Here is a 19,540-nt window from a genome sequence, read left to right on the forward strand (position 1 = left end):
GTCAGAACGTCAGCACGGGCTTGATCGCCTTGCCCGCGCCCATGTCCCGTACCGCCTGGTCGATGTCCGTGAACGGATAGGTGCTGATCAGGCGGTGCAGCGGAAGCCGCCCCTCCTTCACCAGGCGGACCAGGGCGGGGATGAAGTTCTGCGTCTCGGCGTCACCGAGGGTCAGGCCGACGATCTGCTTGCCGCCGAGCAGCCCGTTGACGTCCAGGGCGACTTCGGTGCCGAACGGCGGGGCGCCGACGACGACCAGGGTGCCGCGGGCGGCGAGCGCGTCGACTCCCTGGCGCAGGACGCCGACGTTGCCCGTGGTCTCCACGACGCCGTCCGGGCCCTGACCTCCGGTGATCCCGGCGAGCGCCTCGGCGAGGTCGGCCTCGGCGGCGTTGACGGTGTGGGTGGCGCCCAACTCCTTTGCCAGCGACAGGCGTTCGCCGACCCTGTCGACGGCGACGATGTTGGTGGCGGGCGTGAGGGCGGCGGCCATGACCGCGGACAGGCCCACGGCTCCCGCACCGAGGACGACGACTGTGCTGCCGGTGACCGGCTTCAGGACGTTCCAGACAGCGCCGACACCCGTCTGCACCCCGCAGCCGAGCGGGGCGATCGACTCCAACGGCACGTCCGGGTCGACCTTCACCAGGCTGCGCTCGTCCACCAGCGCCCGCTCGGCGAAGGAGGACTGCCCGAAGAAGTGGCCGCCGAGGCCCTCGCCGTCCCGGCTGATCGTGCTGGTGCCGTCGGCCCGGCGGCCGCCGATGAGGTTCAGCGGCAGCCAGGTGGCGCAGTACGCGGGGTGTCCGCCGCGGCAGTTGCGGCAGTCGCCGCAGGAGGTGAAGGACAGCACGACGTGGTCGCCCGGCGCGACGCCGGTCACGGCCGAGCCGACGGCCTCGACGACGCCCGCGCCCTCGTGGCCGAGGACGCCGGGGAGGGGGAAGGGCAGTCCGCCGCTCGCCACGCCGAGGTCGGTGTGACACAGGCCGGTCGCCACCATGCGGACGACGGCCTCGTGCGGTCCGGGCTCGTCGAGCTCGACGTCGGAGAGGGTGAAGGGGGCCCCGCCGGACTCGACGACGGCGGCACGGGTGGTGATGGACATCTGACTGATCTCCTTGGCGGTGCGCTCAGTCGAGCGAGACGACGACGGACTTGGTGGTGGTGTAGGCGTCGAGCGCCTCGGTGCCGTACTCCCGGCCGAAGCCGGAGTCCTTGACGCCGCCGAAGGGGACCGCCGGGTCGAGCATCGCCCAGTCGTTGACCCAGACGATGCCGGCCTGGAGCCGGTCGGCGACACGGTGGGCGCGGGCCAGGTTGCCGGTCTGGACGCCGGAGGCCAGTCCGTACGGCGTGGAGTTGGCCAGCTCGATCGCCTCGTCCTCGGAGTCGAAGGGCTGGACGGTGAGGACCGGGCCGAAGATCTCCTCCTGGATGACGCGGGAGTCGTTCGGCAGGTCGGCGATCACGGTGGGCTTGTAGTAGTAGCCGCCGTCGAGGTCGAGCCGCTCGCCGCCGCAGACGATGCGGCCGCCCTCCTTGCGGGCCAGGTCGACGTACTCCTCGACCTTGCGCAGGTGCCGCTCCCCCGCCATCGGGCCGATCACGGTCTCGGGCTTGCGCGGGTCGCCGAGCGGTACGCCGGGCACGGCGTCGGCGAGGATGCCGAGGAGCGTGCTGTAGACCTGGCGCGCGACCAGCAGCCGTGGTGCGCCCATGCAGAACTGCCCGGTGTTGAAGACGAAGCCCTTGATGATCGCGCCGACCGCCTTCTCCAGGTCGGCGTCCTCGAAGACGAGGTGGGCGGCGTTGCCGCCGAGCTCCATCGTGACGGGCTTGAGCGACTCACCGGCGATACCGGCGACCTTCCGGCCGACCGCGGTCGAGCCGGTGAAGGCGACCTTGTCGACACCGGAGTGCCGCAGCAGCGCCTCGCCGGCCGCGGGGCCGCCGGTGACGACGTTGACCACGCCGTCCGGAACCCCGGCGCGCTTGAAGAGGTCGGCCATGTAGAGGGCGCTGAGCGGCGTCTCCTCGGCCGGCTTGTGCACGACCGTGTTGCCCGCCGCGAGCGCCGGTGCGATCTTCGAGCCGGCCAGGATGAGGGGGAAGTTGTACGGCGTGATCGCCGCGACCACTCCGAGCGGCCGGCGCCGGACGTAGGCGAGGGCGTTCATGGGCGTGTCCCGGACGGAGCCGTCCAGCGAGTGGGCGAGGGCGGCGAAGTGCTCGTAGTCATTGGCCGCGTTGGTGACGTCCACGGCGTGGGCGAGCGTGATCGGCTTGCCGACGTCCCGGCTCTCCAGCTCGGCGATCTGGTCGGCGTTCTCCCGGATCAGCTCCGCGACCCGGTGCAGCACCCGACCTCGCTCACGTCCGCTCAGCCCGGACCAGGCACCGTCGTCAAAGGCGTCCCGCGCGGCGCGTACGGCCGCGTCCACGTCGGCGGCGCCCGCGTCCGCGACGGTCGTGACGACCGCGCCCCGGGACGGGTCGACCACCTCGGTGCGTGCTCCGTCGGCGGCCTCACGCCACTGGCCCCCGATGAACAACCGACCGGGTTCGATCTCGAAGGTGGTCATCCCCACTCCTCAGCCTCATCGCTAAGATTTCAACCAACAGGATTCCTGTTTGTCCGCAGTCTCATTACAGACAGGTTTCCTGTCAATGCTCTAGGCTGAACTCATGCTCGACACCCAGGCAACCAAGGCACCTCCGTCGCTTCTCTACATGGTGAAGCAGGTGGAGCTGGTCGTGCGCTCCCACCTGGACGAGCTGGTCAGACCGTCCGGGATCACCGCGCTGCAGTACACCGCGCTCACCGTCCTGCAGCGCCACGACGGACTGTCGGCCGCACAGCTGGCCCGGGACTCGTTCGTCACGGCGCAGTCGATCGCCGATCTGGTGCGCAGCCTGGAGACCCGCGGCCTGGTCCGCCGGGAGCGCAACCCGCGCAACCGCCGGGAGCTGCTGATCCTGCTCACCGACACCGGCCGCGAGCTGCTCGCCCGGCACGAGGGGGCCGTGCGGGAGCTGGAGGAGCGGATGGTGCGGGACCTCACGGCCCATCAGACCGAGCAGTTCCGCCAGGCACTCTCCAAGGCCTGGCACGCGCTGTCGTAGCCGCGTCCCGCACATCCCCCGCCCGCCCCCCGCTCATCACGCGAAGCGACTGTCGCAATTCGAAGACATATGTCAATCGAACATGCTCAGATTCGCTCAATCGAGGGTAACTTGCAGTGCGGGGCCTGGATTTGAGCAGCCGCCGTAAGTGAGCAGGTTGGAGGCGATGTCGTCGTGCAGCAGGAACCTGCGCCGTTCAGTCGGCATCTGCGCGTCCACCGGCACCGGGGGCACACGGTGCTGGAGTTCCGCGGCGAGATCGACATCTCGGCGGCGGTGGAGATAGCCCCCTATCTGGACCGGGTGACGGCACACCCCGACGCCCGGATCGTGATCGACCTCAGGAGCGTCGAGTTCTTCGACTGCTCCGGACTGCGCCTGCTCTACCGGGCCCGCAGCCGGGTGCACGACCACGGCGGGCAGTTACATCTGGTCTGCACCCACCCACTGACCCTGCGCGTCCTGAGGATCACCGGCCTGTCGCGGCTGCTGCCCCCGCATCCGACGCTGGACGCCGCCCTGGGCCAGCCCGCTACTTGAGGATCCGGGTGACCTGACCGGCCCCCACCGTCCGGCCGCCCTCGCGGATGGCGAACTTCAGCCCCTCCTCCATGGCGATGGGCTGGATCAGCTGGACATGCATGCCGGTGTTGTCGCCCGGCATGACCATCTCGGTGCCCTTCGGCAGGGTGACCACACCCGTCACATCCGTCGTGCGGAAGTAGAACTGGGGACGGTAGTTCTGGAAGAACGGGGTGTGCCGGCCGCCCTCGTCCTTCGACAGGATGTAGGCCTGTGCCTCGAACTCCGTGTGCGGGGTGACCGATCCCGGCTTGATGACGACCTGCCCGCGCTCGACGTCCTCCCGCTTCACACCCCGCAGCAGCAGCCCCACGTTCTCCCCGGCCCGGCCCTCGTCGAGGAGCTTGCGGAACATCTCGATGCCGGTGACCGTGGTCTTCGTCTTCTGGTCGTGGATGCCGATGATCTCGACCTCGCTGTGCACGAGGAGCTTGCCTCGCTCGATCCGGCCGGTGACGACCGTGCCGCGCCCGGTGATCGTGAACACGTCCTCGATGGGCATCAGGAACGGCTTGTCCACATCACGCTCCGGCTCCGGGACGGCCGTGTCGACGGCCTCCAGGAGATCGAGCACCGACTGGGCCCACTCCGGGTCCCCTTCCAGGGCCTTCAGCGCGGAGACCTTGACCACCGGGACGTCGTCGCCCGGGAACTCGTACTCCGTGAGCAGTTCACGCACCTCCAGCTCGACGAGCTCCAGGATCTCCTCGTCGTCGACCATGTCGGTCTTGTTGAGCGCCACGACGATGTACGGCACACCCACCTGCCGGGCGAGCAGCACATGCTCCTTGGTCTGCGGCATCGGACCGTCGGTGGCGGCCACGACCAGGATCGCGCCGTCCATCTGGGCCGCGCCGGTGATCATGTTCTTGATGTAGTCGGCGTGCCCGGGGCAGTCGACGTGCGCGTAGTGCCGGCGCTCCGTCTCGTACTCGACATGGGCGATCGAGATCGTGATACCGCGCTGGCGCTCCTCGGGCGCCTTGTCGATCTGGTCGAACGGCGTGAACGGGTTGAGGCCGGGGTACCTGTCGTGCAGCACCTTCGTGATGGCCGCCGTGAGCGTGGTCTTCCCGTGGTCGATGTGGCCGATGGTCCCGATGTTCACATGCGGCTTGGTCCGTTCGAACTTCGCCTTCGCCATGGCGAGCCCTCCTGAGCATCCGGGTGATGCCGAGCGCCGGGCATCCGGGTGATGCCGAGCGTTGCTCCGCTCCCTCCTGTCTATTCGGTTCCCGGCGCGTCGAACAGGGCGCTCACGGACTCCCCGTTGTGAATGCGGCGCACGGCCTCGGCGAGCGCCGGGGCGATGGACAGGATCCGCAGCTTCTCGGTGCGCTCCTCGGCCGGGACCGGCACGGTGTTGGTGCACACGATCTCCAGTACGTCGGGCTGCTCGCCGATCCGCTTCAGCGCGCCAGACGCGAACAGACCGTGCGTACAGGCGACCCTGATCGATCGCGGCCCCAACTCCCGCAGCCGGTCGAGGAGTTCGAGAACCGTACTTCCCTTGGCGATCTCGTCGTCCAGGACGATGACGTCCCGCCCGGTCACCTCGCCGATGACGGTGTTGATGCTGACCCGGTCGTCCGCGAACCGCTGCTTGGCGCCGGCGGCCACCTGGGCGCCGATCAGCCGGGCGAACGCGGCGGCCTCCTTGGCGTTGCCGAGGTCCGGCGAGACGACGGTCGTACGCGAGAGGTCGTACTGCCGGAAGTACGCGGCGAGTTCGCGCAACGCGTGCAGGTGGTCGACCGGCACCGTGAAGAAGCCGTGCACCTGGGGCGAGTGGAGGGTCATGGCAAGGACGCGGCTCGCACCGGCCGCCACCATCAGGTCGGCGACGAGCCGGCCGCCGAGGGAGATACGGGGCGCGTCCTTCTTGTCGGAGCGGGCGTAGGAGTAATGCGGCATGACGACGGTGATCCGGCTCGCGGACGCCCCGCGCGCGGCGTCGCACATCAGCAGCAGTTCGACCAGGTGCTCCTGGACGGGGCGGACCAGCGGCTGGATCAGGAAGACATCCCGCTCCCGGCAGTTGGCCTGGAGCTGCACCTCCAGGCAGTCGTTGGCGAACCGGCTGACCCGGCTGGGGCTCAGCGGCACCCCGAGGTGGGCACAGACCTCCGCGGCAAGCTCCGGGTGGGCACTACCGCTGAACACGGCAATCTCTCGCACGATCCGCTCCTAGCATGATCATTCCGGGTGGCGGACTCATGCTACTGAGATCTGCAGAAACGTTGCGGCTCACGCGGGCGAGGGCATGTGGCGATGGCCTCGGTCGTGATGACCTCGGTCGTGACGGCCTCGGTCGTGATGACCTCGGTCGTGACGGCCTCGGTCGTGACGGCCCTCACCAGGACACGGGCAACCGGAGCGGGCTCCGCGTCATCTGCCCCTCCCGCCACTCGTTGGTCCCGGGGGTGAACTCGACGCGCAGGTTCGGGAAGCGGGCGGCCAGGCGCGGCAGGGCGAGTTCGAGCTCCAGGCGGGCGAGCCAGGCGCCCAGGCAGTGGTGGGGCCCGGCGCCGAAGGCGATGGTGGGCGAGGTCAGGGGCGCGAAGAGGTCGGGCTCGCCGGGCGGGAAGACCTCCGGGTCGCGGAGTCCGTCGGGGGCGTCCAGCAGATTCGGTACGACGAGCAGGGGCGGGGCGTCGGGGGCGCGCAGCGAGCTCCGGTCGAACCGGGGGTCCATGAGCACCTGCCGCGCCTCGGCGTACCGGGTCACGAGCCACACCGGGGTGCCGGTGGCGAGGGAGGTGAGCCGGGGCGGTCCGGGCTCGGGGAGGCTGATGCGGTGCATGGGGCGAAGCGGCGGGGGCGAGCTGTCTGCGCTCATCCGGGTCTCCAGACGCGCCGGTACGGACACCCCCACGCTAGGGCCTGCTCCAGTCAGGGGCCGCAATCGGCCAACGGACAGGTCCGGCAAGGGATTTCGGGGTACTTCGTTGAACAGGGAAGGAGGAACGTCGACATGACGACCCCCATCAAGCGCATCAACACGCGCATGCCCGGCTGGGCGAAGGTGGTGAGCGCCCTCGTCCTGGTGCTCGTCGTCTTCTTCGCCGGGATCCGGCTGAGCGTGATCCCCGGCCTCAAGGACCTGTTCGGCACCGAGACCAACGACCGCTCGGGTCCGGCGCTGCTGCAGTCCATCCAGGACATGAGCCGTTACGACGCCGCCACCGGCAACTTCCAGATCGTCGTGGATCTGGAGAAGGACGCCAAGTTCCTGCCCGACGCCATCCGCGGCACCCGCACGCTGTACGTCGGCGCGGGCACCGTGGACGCCTACGTCGACCTCGGAAAGGTCGGCGAGGACGACGTGACGGTCAACGACGACCGTACGTCCGCCACGCTCAGCCTCCCGCACGCCGCCCTCGGCAAGCCGTCCCTTGACCCCGACCGCTCCTACGCCGTCTCCAAGGAGCGCGGCCTCCTCGACCGCCTCGGCGATCTGTTCTCGGACAACCCGAACAGTGAACAGGCCGTGCAGAAGCTGGCGGTCAAGCACATCGGCGACGCGGCCAAGCAGAGCGGGCTGACGTCCCGCGCCGAGTCCAACACCACCGACATGCTCGAAGGGCTGCTGCACTCCCTCGGTTTCAAGGAGGTGAAGGTGACGTACGGGGCCTGACCCCTGCCACAACCGGGCGCGACGCAGCGGGCATCTCGACGCGGCACCGGGGTAATCCCCCTAGTACGCAAGGAAGTTGAAGACTGGAGGATCGCATGGCCCGTGGAACCTCACGTTCGCGTGCCGCGTTACGCCCCGGCACTTCCAAGAGCACAGGCGTCGCCATGACCGCGGGCAACGCCAAACCCGCACGCGCCGCCACATCGGCAGGCGGCGCAAAGCCCAAGGCCGACACCAAGAAGCCGGGGCGCCGCGCCAAGTCCGAGCGCGGCGCCAAACCTCGGGCCGGTACCGGGGCTAAACCCCGGGCCGGTACCAAGGCCCAGCCCACCCCGCGACCCGACCGGCACCCGCTGCGCTTCCTGGCCCGCCTGCTGGCCATGCTGTGTGCCTTCACGCTCATGGTCGCCTTCGCCGTCGTCCTGGCGAAGCTCACCCTGCAGCCCTCGCCCGCATCGGAGGCCCTCACCCACACCAACCTGCATCCGGGCCGCTCCCTGCGGGCCTATCTGGACCAGCCCGAACTGCGGGACGCCGTCCGGCAGATCGGCGGGAATCTGCTGCTCGGGGTTCCGTTCGGAATCCTGGTCCCGGTCGTGGCGCCACGGACGCGCGGCGTCCTGCGTGTCCTGCTGCTGACGGCGACCGTGATGCTTCTGGTCGAGTTCGCGCAGGGTGCGCTGGTGACGGGGCGCGCCTTCGACATCGACGACGTCCTCCTCAACACCAGCGGAGCCCTGATCGGCTACCTGCTGCTCGGGCGGCGGCTGAGCCGGGCGGTGCACACGAAGGAGCGTCGTTCCTGACGGACAGGGCGGCCCGGAGAGCAGCCCGAAACAGTTCGCCCGTGCTCAGCTCGTCCGGTACGGTCGTGAGGTTGTTTCCGCAGACTGAGAGTGGGTTGCGTTTATGGCATGTCGTATCAGTGAACTCGTGCTCGGTTGCCGCGATCCTGAGGTGCTGGCGCGGTTCTGGTGCGAGGTTCTGGACTTCGTCGTGCTCGATCGCGAAGGGGACGACTGCATCGAGATCGGGCCGCGCGAAGGGTTCGGCGGTCCGCAGCCGACGATCATCCTCAGCCGCAGGGACGAGCCGGAGCCGGGGAAGTCCCGGCTGCACATCGACGTCAACGCCACCGACCGCGATCAGGACGCCGAGCTCGAACGCCTCCTGAAGCTCGGTGCGCGCAAGGCAGACATCGGCCAGACCGGCGAGGAGCAATGGCACGTTCTCGCCGACCCCGAGGGCAATGAGTTCTGCCTGCTCAAGGCCCGCCTCAACCCCCTCTGAAGCAAGTGAGGTCTCCGGTGGAGGGTTCATCGGCCAAGAAGAACCTGAACACCGGAGACCTGGCGGCCACCTAGCGCGCAAGCAACTGCACGATGGCCACCGTTCCGACCACCACGATGAGTGACCGCAGCACAACGGGGGACAACCGGCGGCCCGTCGTCGCTCCGAGGTGGCCGCCGATCGCGGACCCGATGGCGAGGAGGGCGACGGCCGTCCAGTCGAAGTCCGCGGCGACGAGGAAGAACAGCGCGGCGACGGAGTTGACCACGGCGACGAGCACGTTCTTGACGGCCGTGAGGCGTTGCAGATCGTCGTCGAGGAGCATGCCCATCAGGGCGACGTAGATGATGCCCTGAGCGGCCGAGAAGTAGCCGCCGTAGACGCTGGCCAGGGTCAGCCCGGCGAGCAGCAGCAGGCCGCCGTCGGGGCGTGCGGTTCTCCCCTGCCGTGCGCGGCGATCGCGCAGCCTCCTGCTGATCAGCGGCTGGAGAACGACCAGTACGAGGGCGAGCCCCACCAGGGCCGGCACGATCCGCTCGAACGCCGAGGCGGGTAGCGTGAGCAGCAGCGCGGCACCGGTGAGTCCGCCGAGCAGGGCGCCGGCCCCCCACTTCAGGATGCGTCGGCGCTGACCGCGCAGTTCCCGGCGATACCCGATGGCGCCGCTGATCGAGCCGGGGATCAGGCCGAGCGCGTTGGAGACCGTGGCGGTGACGGGCGGCAGGCCGGTCGCGAGCAGGACCGGGAACGTGATCAGCGTCCCCGATCCGACGACGGCGTTGACGGCGCCGGCGGCGATGCCCGCGGCCAGGACGGCGAGCAGCTCACCGATGTGTGCGGCGTTCATGGAAAGCAGCCTAGAAACCGCACACTTCGGCGGCGGACGAACCATGCCGGATGGCACGACGATCCTGAGTCCCCGCACCGAAGGACCTGACTCCGGGACAGCTCCCCCGGCCCGTCCACCCAACACTGGTCCGTACCAAGGTATTGACGCCCTCTTATCTCACTCCTTAAATCAAGTGGCGACACCTTCACCCCCCACCTCGGTCGGCGCACCCGTTCATCGGGCCGCCGCACGGAAGGGAGCACGATGGCCTCCCCACGCCTGCTCCGCACGTGTCTGCTGGCCGCCCTGTCGGCCGTCCTGGTCGCGTCCGCCGCGATCGGCCCCGCGCAGGCGGAACCGCCGGACGCCACCGCCGCCGCGGTGACGTTCTCCGACGGCTTCGACGGGCCTGCCGGTGCCGCCGTCGACGCGTCGAAGTGGCAGATCGAGACCGGCGACAACGTCAACAACCACGAGCGGCAGTACTACACCTCCGGCAACAAGAACGCGGCGCTGGACGGCCAGGGGCACCTGGTGATCACGGCCCGGCGCGAGAACCCGGCCAACTACCAGTGCTGGTACGGCACCTGCCAGTACACCTCGGCCCGGCTGAACACCGCCGGGAAGTTCACCGCCCAGTACGGGCACGTCGAGGCGCGGCTGAAGGTGCCGCGCGGGCAGGGCATGTGGCCCGCGTTCTGGATGCTGGGCACACCGGTCAACTGGCCGGACTCGGGCGAGATCGACATCATGGAGAACGTCGGCTTCGAGCCCTCGACCGTGCACGGCACCCTGCACGGCCCCGGCTACTCCGGGTCCGGCGGTATAGGCGCCGCCTACTCCCTCCCGGGCGGGCAGGCCTTCGCGGACGCCTTCCACACCTTCGCCATCGACTGGGCGCCCGACTCCATCACCTGGTCCGTCGACGGGAACGTCTACCAGCGGCGCACGCCGGCCGACCTGGGCGGGCGGACCTGGGTGTTCAACAAGCCGTTCTTCCTGATCCTCAACCTGGCGGTCGGCGGCTACTGGCCCGGCGACCCGGACGGCTCGACGGTCTTCCCGCAGCAACTGGTGGTGGACCACGTCTCGGTGACGACCGGCGACTCGCCCGCCGGCGCCGCGGTCAGAGGACTGGGCGGGAAGTGCGTGGACGTGGCCGGGGCGAGCTCCGCCAACGGCACGCCCGTGCAGCTCTACGACTGCAACGGCACCGCCGCCCAGCAGTGGACCGTGGGCGCGGACGGCACCCTGCGCGCGCTCGGCAAGTGCCTGGACGCCACCGGCAACGCAACCGCCGACGGCACGACCGTGCAGCTGTGGGACTGCTCCGGCGGCCCGAACCAGAGATGGACCGTCACCGCGGCGGGCGACATCGTCAACCCGCAGGCCGACAAGTGCCTGGACGTGACCGGCAACAACGCGGCCAACGGCACCCGGCTGCAGATCTGGACCTGCACGGGCACGGCCAACCAGAAATGGACGGTCGGCTGACCCGACCGTCCCACGGTCACCTCACCCGGGCGTCTAGGCCCTGTCGTTTGGATCATCCCGGCGTCGCGGGCCCTGGCACGCACATCTGCGGCGTTGTCGTCGGTCGCCGACTCCCCCACGCTCGAACGACCTCGCGCGGGGGGACCCCCATCGCGTCGACTCCCTCCTCCGCCTTGCAGCTGCACGCACCAGACCCCGCTCGGGTCGGCCAAGAGGAACCGATCCTCACAGCCGAGCTGATCCAAACGACAGGACCTAGTGGTGGACCCAGGTGAACTTGTCGCCGCCCACCCAGCGGACCACGTCCGGGTCGTCCAGGTCGTGGACCGTGATACCGAAGGCTGCGGCGGTCTCCAGGACGTCGGTGATGGCCCTCGCCTCACCGACGACCACACCGTCGATCTCCATGATGCGGAACGGCGACGTGCCCGGCTGAACCCCGAGCACCATGATCCGCGGGTGCGAGATGTGCGGGCTCCCGATTTCGGTCATGCATAGAGCGTAGAACGCAACCCGCGTCAACGAATCCTCACGCGTCCTCCGCGCATGCGGGAGCGGCAGCGGCGGGCAACCCTGGAGGAGGAGGTGGCGATGGATCCCGTCGACGCGCTGAACCGGATCGCCTTTCTGCTGGAGCGGTCCCTGGCGCCGACGTATCGCGTACGCGCCTTCCGTACGGCCGCCCGGGTGCTGGCCGACATGCCCGAGGACGAGGTACGGGCGCGGGCGGAGGCCGGGACGCTGGAGACGCTGCGGGGTGTCGGCCCGAAGACGGCACAGGTTGTGCGCGAGGCGCTGGCCGGTCAGATGCCCGGCTATCTGGCGGACCTGGAGGGCGCGCCCGCTGCCGCACCGCCCGAGGGCGGCCACGCATTGTGGGAGCTGCTGCGCGGGGACTGCCATCTGCACTCCGACTGGTCGGACGGCGGCAGCCCGATCGAGGAGATGGGCCGGACGGCGGCCGAGCTCGGGCACGAGTGGGCGGCGCTGACCGACCACTCCCCGCGACTGACCGTGGCCCGCGGGCTGTCCGCGGACCGGCTGCGCGAGCAGCTGGACGTGGTGGCGGAGCTGAACGCGACGTGGGCGCCGTTTCGGCTGCTCACCGGCATCGAGTGCGACATCCTCGACGACGGGTCGCTCGACCAGGAGCCCGAGCTGCTGGAGCGGCTGGACGTGGTGGTCGTGTCCGTGCACTCCAAGCTGCGGATGGACGCGGGCGCGATGACCCGCCGGATGGTCACGGCCGTACGCAACCCGCACGCCGACATCCTCGGCCACTGCACGGGGCGGCTGATCACCGGGCGGGGCCGGCCGGAGTCCGAGTTCGACGCCGACGAGGTCTTCGCCGCGTGCGCCGAATCCGGCACGGCCGTGGAGATCAACAGCCGGCCCGAGCGCCTCGACCCGCCCCGACGGCTGCTGCGCCGGGCCCTGGCGGCGGACGTGCTGTTCTCCGTCGACACCGACGCGCACGCGCCCGGGCAGCTCGACTGGCAGCGGTACGGCTGTGCGCGGGCGGAGGAGTGCGGGGTGCCGGCCGAGCGGGTGATCACCACCTGGGGTGTCGAGGAGCTGCTGGACTGGACGCGCGAGAAGTGACCGGGCGGGTGTTCCTGGGTTCGCCACGCTCTGCGCTGATCTGGCCGCTTGACTTGGAGAGCGCTCCAATTCGTAGCGTTTCGTTCATGACCACTGCACAGCACAAGATCGGTTCCGGTTTCGGTGCCACCAGCACCGCCGACGAAGTCCTGCACGGCATCGACCTGACCGGGAAGCTCGCGATCGTCACCGGCGGCTACTCGGGCCTCGGCCTGGAGACCACCCGTGCGCTCACCAAGGCGGGCGCCCGTGTCGTCGTCCCCGCCCGCCGCCGGGCCACCGCCGAGGAGGCGCTGGCCGACCTCGACGGAGTCGAACTGGACGAGCTGGACCTCGGCGACCTGGAGAGCGTGCGCGGCTTCGCCGATCGGTTCCTCGCCTCCGGCCGCACGGTCGACATCGTGATCGACAACGCCGGGATCATGGCCTGCCCTCAGACCCGGGTGGGCCCCGGCTGGGAGGCCCAGTTCGCGACCAACCACCTCGGCCATTTCGCCCTGGTCAACCGCCTCTGGCCGGCGATCGAGCCCGGCGGCGCCCGCGTCGTCTCGGTGTCCTCGCGTGCCCACCACTTCTCAGGGGTGCGCTGGGACGACATCCACTGGCGGCAGGGCTACGACAAGTGGCAGGCGTACGGGCAGGCGAAGACCGCGAACGTTCTGTTCGCCGTGCACCTCGACAGGCTCGCCGCCGGCCATGGCGTACGGGCCTTCTCGCTCCACCCGGGTGGCATCCTCACCCCACTGCAGCGCCACATCCCGAAGGAGGAGATGGTCGAGCGCGGCTGGATCGACGAGCAGGGCACCCCGCTCAACCCCGAGGGCTTCAAGAACCCGGAGCAGGGCGCGGCCACGCAGGTATGGGCCGCGACCTCGCCCCAGCTGAACGGCATGGGCGGTGTCTACCTGGAGGACTGCGACATCGCCGAGCCCGCTGTGGACGGCGACGAGCGCGGTGGCGTCAAGGACTGGGCGATCGACCCGGAGCAGGCGGCACGCCTGTGGGAGCTCTCGGCGGAGCTGACGGGCGTGAACGCGTTCCCCGCGCCCTGAGAGCCTGTGCGGCGGTGGGGCGACCAGGGGCCGTTCTGTCCCGGCTCTCAGCCGGACGGCTCCTGGGGCTCCGGATGTTCCGTTTGAGCCGTGTCCGACCGCTGCGCCCCCTGTCGGCCCGTGCCCGCCTCGTCGGTGTCGGGGACGTCGTCCGCCTCGGTGGCGTCGTCCGCGGGCTCGACGGGCACCTCCCACGGGTCCTCCCCCGCGTCCGCCTGCTGGTCCTGCAGGTCCCGCGGTACCGGCTCGCCGGTCCGGTCCGGCGCCTCGCGATCGTGATCAGCCATCGTGCATCTCCTTGGCGTCGTCCGAACGCCCCGCGAGTACCGCCTGCCTCACCGGCGAAACGTCACGGCGCCACCCGCTCGGCGAGGGAGGCGCCCCGAACGGACAAAGGCCCCTCGGTCACGGACTCGGCGCGTCGGCCGCCCCGTGCGAAGAAGTCCGCGAGCGGCAGGATCGCGGCACCGACGGTGACCGCGTCCGGGCCGAGCCGGCCCAGGTCGACGGTGACCTTCTGGGCCGGACGCCGCAGGGCGTAGGCGGCCGCGTGGCGGCGTACGGCGGGCAGGAACCGGGCGCCGAGCTGGAGACCCGCCCAGCCGCCGATCAGGATGCGCTCGGGCATGAAGAGGTTGATCAGGTCGGACAGGCCGGCGCCCACGTACTCGGCCGTCTCCTCCAGTACGGCGAGCGCCCTCGGGTCGGCCGTCTCGCCCTCGGGGGGATACGCGCCGGCCAGCATCGCCGCCAGCGCGGTCTCCTCGTCGGCGCCCTCCGGCACGCTCCCGCCCTCCTCGCGCCAGCGTTCCAGCAGGGACTCCGCGCCCGCGTAGGCCTCCAGGCAGCCGAGCGCACCGCACCGGCAGCGGCGCCCCCTGACCCGTACCGTCAGATGCCCCCACTCGACCGCGCGCCCGTGCTCCACCTCGGGGGCGACCAGACAGGCGCCGACGCCGGAGCCGAACAGCACGACGATCGCGCTGCGGGCGCCGCGTCCGCCGCCGAACCACATCTCGGCCTGGCCGAGGGTCCTGGCGCCGTTGTCGATGAAGTACGGGACGTCGTCCGGGAGTTGGGACCCGTCCCGCAGCAGCCGCTCCAGCGGCACCGCGTCCCAGCCGATCGTCTGCCCGTGCACCACGGCGCCGGTGCGCGGCGCGTGTTCGACGATGCCGGGGACACCGATGCCGACGCCCAGGAGCCGCTCGGGCCCGATTCCGGCGCCCGCGAGCACCTCGGCGATGCCGTCACGCACATGGCCGACGATGCCGTCCACCTCGTACCGCGCCTGCGTCAAGGGCCGTTCGGCGCGGGCGAGTTCGGTGAGGGTCAGGTCGAACAGGCCGATCCGCACCCGGGTCTCGCCGACGTCGACGCCGATCATGTGGCCGCTGCCGGGAGCCACGCGCAACAGGATGCGCGGCCGGCCGCCGTCGGAGTCGACGCTGCCGGCCTCCTCGACCAGGCCGTCGGCGATCAGCTCGGCGACGACGTTGCTGACGGAACCGGAGCTGAGCCCGGTCGCCGGGCCGAGTTCGAAGCGGCTGAGGGGGCCGTCGAAGTAGAGGCGCTGCAGTACGGCCGTACGGTTGCCCCGTCTGAGGTCCCGTACCGTGCGCCCGTTCCGCCCCGCCATGCGTTCCCCTTCGGACCAGCCCTGTTCCACCCCGTTCGAACCCGCCCCCATTGTGACCTACGCCGTGAGGTCCTCGATCTCGGCCAGCGCCGCCAGCAGCTCCGGGGCGACCGTCTCCTGGACCCGGCGGTTCTGTGCGGCGTCGGCCGCCCGCGGAACCGTCTCCGTGAGCATGATCAGGTAGAGGTAGCCGCGGTAGAGGGCCAGGCGCAGGCGGGCGGGTACGTCGAAGTCGGCGCGCCCTCCGGCCTCCCGGTATCCCGCCAGGAACGCCTCGTCCGTCTTGATGTCCCCGAGCAACGCCAGGGAGACGAAGTCGGCCAGCGGGTCGCCCCAGAACATCCGCTCCCCGTCGATGAGGCCGCCGATCCGGGCCTCCCCCGCCGCACGGTCCACCAGGATGTTGCCCTGCCACAGGTCGAAGTGGACCAGGCGCGGGACGGTGACCTCGTCCAGCGCGTCGTAGCCGACCTGGAGCGCACGGGCGACATCGTCCACGGGGCGCGGCAGCCGGGCGCCGTAATGGCGGGCGTCGTCGAGGACCGCGTCGAGCATTCCGGTGAACGCGGTGCGCCAGTCGGGGGCGAGCGGGCCGAGGGCGCCGGAGGGGTAGCCGAAGCCCGGCCCGGTGATGGCGTGGAGCCGGGCGACCTGGCGGCCCAGCTCCGTGCGCAGGGTGCTTCGCTCGGTGTCGGTGAGTGCGCCGTTCCAGGGGTCGCCCGGGCAGGCGGTCATCAGCAGGTGGCTGCCCAGGAACACCACACGCGGGGCCGGGACGTCCGCCTTGGCGGCCGCGCCGTAGAACTCCGCCTCGGAGACGAGCAGTTCGCTCTCGTGCGTCAGACCCGGGACGGTCGGCGCGGGCGGCACCTTGAGCACGTAGCGGCGGCCGTCGGACAGGAGCAGTTCCTCGACCGTGTTGTAGGTGCCGCCCGACAGGGGGCGCAGGTGGGCGAGGTGTCCCGGTGGCAGACCCGCCGCCTCCAGGACCTGTCGCGCCCGTTCCCAGGAGTCCACCACCGTGCGCCCACCCCTCCCCTTCGGTCAGGCGGCCGCGTACACGTCCTCCACATAGCGGCCGTCCGTGATCAGCCCGTCGAGCCACCGTCCGGCCGCCGCGTCGTCGGCGCCCGGCGTGCGCTCCCGGTACAGCGTACGGAACGCCTCCCGCACGCCCGGTGCCATCCGGGAACCGTCGCCGCAGACGTAGACCCGGGCACCCGCGCCGAGCAGCTCCCAGACCTCGTCGGCCTCGGCGGCGATGCGGTGCTGCACGAAGGTCACGCCGCCTCGCGGGGCGGCGCTGAAGGCGGGACGCAGCGAGACGGCTCCGGCGGTCTCGGCGGCGCGCAGTTCCTCGGCGTGCAGGAAGTCGGCTTGGGGGGCGTCGCAGCCGAAGTAGCAGAGGGCCGGGGCGAGTTCGGCGCCGGTGGCGAGGGCGGCCGTACGGTCGGCGATCGCGCCGCGGAAGGGGGCGAGGCCCGTGCCCGCCGCGACCATGACGACCGGGGTCGAGCCGTCGATCCGGAAGACCTCCCGGCACGGCTGCACGCGGGCGTACACCGTGTCGCCGGGCTCGACAGCGGTGAGGTAGCCGGATCCGGTGCCCCGGTAGGTGCCCTTGCCGGAGCGTGCGGGGGCCTGGAGCAAGGAGACCATCAGGTCCACGTGACCGGCATCGGCCGACGGCGAGGAGGAGATCGAGTAGTGGCGGGGACGCAGCGGCGTGAGGAGATCGAGGAGCGTCGGCCAGTCCAGGGCGCCACGCAGGGCCGGGAAGTCCTCGATCACCTCGACGAGGGTGCGCGGATCGTCGGCCAGGTTCGCGAGCGCCATCCGCTCCGGCGGGCACGGGTTGGCGGCGGCGAGGACGGAGAGCTGGGCCGCGCTAGGGCGCTCCTGCAACTCGACGTGGTGCGTGAGGAGTTGACGTGCCGTCAAGGGCCGGTCAAGGGCGAGGCCGTCGCGGCGCGGGCGGGTGGCACGGATGTCGAGGACGGTGTCGAGGTCGACGCCGAGTGCGGTGGCGGCGCGGTCGACGAGGTCCGGGGCGTTGGCCGGCAGGACGGTGAGGTGGTCGGCGGTGCGGTAGGTGACGCCGTCGGGCAGGGCGACGCGGACGAGGCGCTTGCGCCGCGGGTAGCCGGGGGCGGTGAGGTCGCGGGCCTCGGTGACCGTCATCGGGACGAGTCCGTGCCGTTCGGCGAGGGCGTCCAGCGGGCCTCCGGTCAGGGTGCGGACCTCGTACGCCGACGTGGGCTCGCCGATCCCGTCGACGGGTCCCGCGTCCGGGTCGCCGTACTGCTCCAGCAGCGCCGTGCGGAGCCGGGCCGTGAAGTCCCGTACCGCGCCGGTCAGATCGCCGGAGGCGTCGGCGGCGGCGCGGTCGACCAGGCGGGTGGCGCCGAGTTCGGCGAGGCGGTCGTCGAAGCCGGTCGGGACGTGCTGGTAGGTGGCGGCCCAGTTGCGTCGCCGACGCCGAGGACGGCGTAGGTGACGTCCGTGGCCTCTTCCGCCTCCGCCTCCAGCCAGGCGGCGAAGGCGGTGGCGTCGTCGGTGGGGCGGCCGTTGTAGGAGGCAGCGGTGATCACGACCGGCCGGTCGGTGGGCAGGCCGCCGGCGTAGGCGTCGAGGGGCGCGACCTGCGTCTCGCAGCCGATGGCGGCGGCCTCGTCAGCGAGCTGGGCGGCGAAGTCGCGGCAGGTGCCGTAGTTGCTGCCGTGCAGGAACAGGGCGCTGGTGCCGGGGCGGACGCGGGCGGGCAGGGCGGCCGTGTCGGAGACGGCTTCCGTGGTCGCGGGGGCGGCGCCGGGCAGCGGGGTGTGGACGCGGTCGGCGGGCGTGCGCGGGGTCAGGGTGAGAGTGAAGCCGTCGGGCTTGAGGGTGAGGGTCTCCTTGATGCTGAGGCGGTAGTCGGCGTGGTCGTGCAGCCGGTAGCGGTGGACCAGCATCGCCAGCAGCATGGTCGCCTCGTGCAGGGCGAACTGCCGCCCGATGCAGGCGCGTTCACCGGTGCCGAAGGGCTTGAAGGCGTGCACCGAGCGGGCCGCCTCGGCCTCGGGCGTGAAGCGGGTGGGGTCGAACAGCTCGGGGTTGTCGCCCCAGACCTGCTGCCGGTGCAGCATCGGCGCGAGCACGGTGACGGACTGCCCGGCGCGCAGCGGGACGCGCCCGCCCAGCATCGTGTCCTCAAGGGCGTGGCGGCTGAAGGCGGCGGCCGTCGGCCACAGCCTCAGCGCCTCGTTGAGGACCTGGCGGGTGTACGTCAGCCTGCCGACCTCGTCGTACGTCGGCTCGGGGTCGGCCTGGTCGCCCCACAGCTCGTCCACCTCGCGCTGGACCAGCTGAAGCACGGCCGGGTGCTTGGCCAGGTAGTACATGGCGAAGGACATCGCGCCGGAGGTCGTCTCGTGGCCGGCGATCAGGAAGGTGATGACCTGGTTGCGGATGTTGGCGGTGTCGAGGGTGGTGCCGTCCTGCGGGTGCTCGGCGCTGAGCATGAGCCCGAGCAGGTCCTCGGCCTCGCGCTGGTCGGTGCCGGCGCGGGAGGCGATGACGTCGTCGACGACCTGGGCGAGGTAGGCGGAGTCGTCCAGGAAGGCCGCGTCGGCCGCCGAGTAGTCCTGGTCCGGGACGCGGGCCAGCCGGTACATGCTCCACTCCAGGCAGCGGACCATGGACTCGACGAAGGGATGTGGCTCGGAGCGCTCGAAGGAACCGAAGTCGTAACCGAAGCCGGCCAGCCCGATGGTGTCCAGTGTCATCCGGGTCGTGTCGTCGGGGACGTTCACCGGCTGTCCGCCGCGGGCGTCACGGTCCCAGGACGCGATGAGCCGCCGCGCCACCTTCAGCATCACGGGGTGGTAGGTGCGCATCGAGCCGAGCGCGAAGGCGGGCATGAGGATGTCGTGCGCCTTGGCCCAGTTCGGTTCGTCGTTGTACGCCGTGAACAGTCCGTCGGCGGCGAACTCCCGGACGTTCTCCAGGGCGGGCCCCACATGCTTGGCGAACCGCTTCTCGTCGGCGAGGTCGGTCACCAGGTCCAGGTCCGCGGTGAACAGCGTGTCCCGCCCGTGCAGCCGCCGCACGAGCACCGGCCCGTGCTCCCGCATCAGCTCCATGACCTGCTGGATCGGGGTGCGGCCGGGGCCGACGGCGGTGATGTCGACGACGGGGACGCCGGGGAGGGGGGCGTCGATGGTCTGCGGGTGCGGCGCGGTGGGGGGCATGGCGCGACAACTGCCTTTCGCGGTACGGGAGTACTGCGACCAAGCGTGCTCGACGGGTCC

General features: G+C 71.0%; 18 protein-coding genes and 1 pseudogene. 8 read left to right on the top strand and 11 right to left on the bottom strand.

The features are described from left to right. Nucleotide 1 precedes the first annotated feature (1 nt). Nucleotides 2–1,108: an NAD(P)-dependent alcohol dehydrogenase gene (locus ACIA8X_RS30180; protein ID WP_399459590.1), complete on the bottom strand. Its 1,107-nt coding sequence runs from the start codon at nt 1,106–1,108 to the stop codon at nt 2–4. 25 nt (nt 1,109–1,133) lie between these two features. After that, nucleotides 1,134–2,585, bottom strand: a complete 1,452-nt coding sequence (locus tag ACIA8X_RS30185; RefSeq protein ID WP_393447060.1) for an aldehyde dehydrogenase family protein — start codon at nt 2,583–2,585, stop codon at nt 1,134–1,136. 103 nt (nt 2,586–2,688) lie between these two features. On the opposite strand from ACIA8X_RS30185, the gene ACIA8X_RS30190 reads away from it, so the two are divergent. Both ACIA8X_RS30190 and ACIA8X_RS30195 read left to right on the top strand, forming a co-directional pair. Continuing rightward, complete coding sequence (locus ACIA8X_RS30190; protein WP_393447062.1) at nt 2,689–3,126, top strand: MarR family winged helix-turn-helix transcriptional regulator; 438 nt, start codon at nt 2,689–2,691, stop codon at nt 3,124–3,126. 174 nt (nt 3,127–3,300) lie between these two features. Next, entirely contained in the window at nt 3,301–3,666 is a 366-nt protein-coding gene (locus tag ACIA8X_RS30195) for an anti-sigma factor antagonist (RefSeq protein WP_393447064.1), read from the top strand. Here the strand turns inward: ACIA8X_RS30195 and tuf are convergent. The 3 genes from tuf to ACIA8X_RS30210 form a co-directional block, all read right to left on the bottom strand. Then, nucleotides 3,659–4,852 carry an elongation factor Tu gene (gene tuf, locus ACIA8X_RS30200; protein ID WP_399459591.1) on the bottom strand — a complete coding sequence of 398 codons (1,194 nt, stop codon included), beginning with the start codon at nt 4,850–4,852 and terminating at the stop codon, nt 3,659–3,661. The two genes, ACIA8X_RS30195 and tuf, sit on opposite strands and share 8 nt — an antisense overlap. An 80-nt stretch (nt 4,853–4,932) precedes the next feature. Further along, the gene (locus ACIA8X_RS30205) at nt 4,933–5,886 is read right to left on the bottom strand and encodes a ribose-phosphate diphosphokinase (RefSeq protein WP_393447068.1); all 954 of its coding nucleotides are present in this window, start codon (nt 5,884–5,886) and stop codon (nt 4,933–4,935) included. A 175-nt stretch (nt 5,887–6,061) separates the two neighbouring features. Beyond that, the gene (locus ACIA8X_RS30210; protein WP_399459592.1) at nt 6,062–6,547 is read right to left on the bottom strand and encodes a cytochrome P450; all 486 of its coding nucleotides are present in this window, start codon (nt 6,545–6,547) and stop codon (nt 6,062–6,064) included. 135 nt (nt 6,548–6,682) lie between these two features. Between ACIA8X_RS30210 and ACIA8X_RS30215 the strand changes: the two genes are divergently transcribed. From ACIA8X_RS30215 to ACIA8X_RS30225, 3 genes are all read left to right on the top strand, one after another. Next, entirely contained in the window at nt 6,683–7,345 is a 663-nt protein-coding gene (locus ACIA8X_RS30215; RefSeq protein ID WP_393447072.1) for a DUF4230 domain-containing protein, read from the top strand. A gap of 164 nt (nt 7,346–7,509) precedes the next feature. Continuing rightward, nucleotides 7,510–8,151, top strand: coding sequence for a VanZ family protein (locus tag ACIA8X_RS30220; RefSeq protein WP_393447074.1), 642 nt, complete (start codon nt 7,510–7,512; stop codon nt 8,149–8,151). A 103-nt stretch (nt 8,152–8,254) separates the two neighbouring features. Further along, entirely contained in the window at nt 8,255–8,635 is a 381-nt protein-coding gene (locus tag ACIA8X_RS30225) for a VOC family protein (protein WP_393447076.1), read from the top strand. A gap of 70 nt (nt 8,636–8,705) precedes the next feature. Here the strand turns inward: ACIA8X_RS30225 and ACIA8X_RS30230 are convergent, their stop codons facing one another. Continuing rightward, a complete protein-coding gene (locus ACIA8X_RS30230; RefSeq protein WP_393447078.1) occupies nt 8,706–9,482 on the bottom strand; it encodes a sulfite exporter TauE/SafE family protein in 777 nt (258 codons plus the stop codon). A gap of 246 nt (nt 9,483–9,728) precedes the next feature. Here ACIA8X_RS30230 and ACIA8X_RS30235 point away from each other — a divergent pair, with 246 nt between their 5' ends. Further along, nucleotides 9,729–10,958: a lectin gene (locus tag ACIA8X_RS30235; protein ID WP_393447080.1), complete on the top strand. Its 1,230-nt coding sequence runs from the start codon at nt 9,729–9,731 to the stop codon at nt 10,956–10,958. A 255-nt stretch (nt 10,959–11,213) separates the two neighbouring features. Here the strand turns inward: ACIA8X_RS30235 and ACIA8X_RS30240 are convergent, their stop codons facing one another. Next, on the bottom strand, nt 11,214–11,450 hold the full coding sequence (locus ACIA8X_RS30240; RefSeq protein ID WP_393447082.1) for a hypothetical protein: 237 nt from the start codon (nt 11,448–11,450) through the stop codon (nt 11,214–11,216). Nucleotides 11,451–11,549: 99 nt separating this feature from the next. Between ACIA8X_RS30240 and ACIA8X_RS30245 the strand changes: the two genes are divergently transcribed. Beyond that, nucleotides 11,550–12,560, top strand: a complete 1,011-nt coding sequence (locus tag ACIA8X_RS30245) for a PHP domain-containing protein (protein WP_393447349.1) — start codon at nt 11,550–11,552, stop codon at nt 12,558–12,560. 86 nt (nt 12,561–12,646) lie between these two features. Then, nucleotides 12,647–13,612 carry an SDR family NAD(P)-dependent oxidoreductase gene (locus ACIA8X_RS30250; protein ID WP_393447084.1) on the top strand — a complete coding sequence of 322 codons (966 nt, stop codon included), beginning with the start codon at nt 12,647–12,649 and terminating at the stop codon, nt 13,610–13,612. Nucleotides 13,613–13,659: 47 nt separating this feature from the next. Here the strand turns inward: ACIA8X_RS30250 and ACIA8X_RS30255 are convergent, their stop codons facing one another. The 4 genes and pseudogenes from ACIA8X_RS30255 to ACIA8X_RS30270 all read right to left on the bottom strand — a co-directional run bounded on the left by ACIA8X_RS30255 (nt 13,660) and on the right by ACIA8X_RS30270 (nt 19,480). Then, complete coding sequence (locus ACIA8X_RS30255; protein ID WP_393447086.1) at nt 13,660–13,899, bottom strand: hypothetical protein; 240 nt, start codon at nt 13,897–13,899, stop codon at nt 13,660–13,662. A gap of 62 nt (nt 13,900–13,961) precedes the next feature. Further along, the gene (locus ACIA8X_RS30260) at nt 13,962–15,251 is read right to left on the bottom strand and encodes an ROK family protein (protein ID WP_393447088.1); all 1,290 of its coding nucleotides are present in this window, start codon (nt 15,249–15,251) and stop codon (nt 13,962–13,964) included. Nucleotides 15,252–15,308: 57 nt separating this feature from the next. Further along, the gene (locus tag ACIA8X_RS30265) at nt 15,309–16,271 is read right to left on the bottom strand and encodes a phosphotransferase family protein (protein ID WP_393447090.1); all 963 of its coding nucleotides are present in this window, start codon (nt 16,269–16,271) and stop codon (nt 15,309–15,311) included. A gap of 24 nt (nt 16,272–16,295) precedes the next feature. Continuing rightward, nucleotides 16,296–19,480, bottom strand: a pseudogene (locus tag ACIA8X_RS30270) (cytochrome P450). Between the last annotated feature and the right edge of the window lie 60 nt (nt 19,481–19,540).

Origin of the sequence: Streptomyces sp. NPDC051738 (genome assembly GCF_044453205.1) — a bacterium.
Classification (GTDB): Bacteria; Actinomycetota; Actinomycetes; order Streptomycetales; family Streptomycetaceae; genus Streptomyces.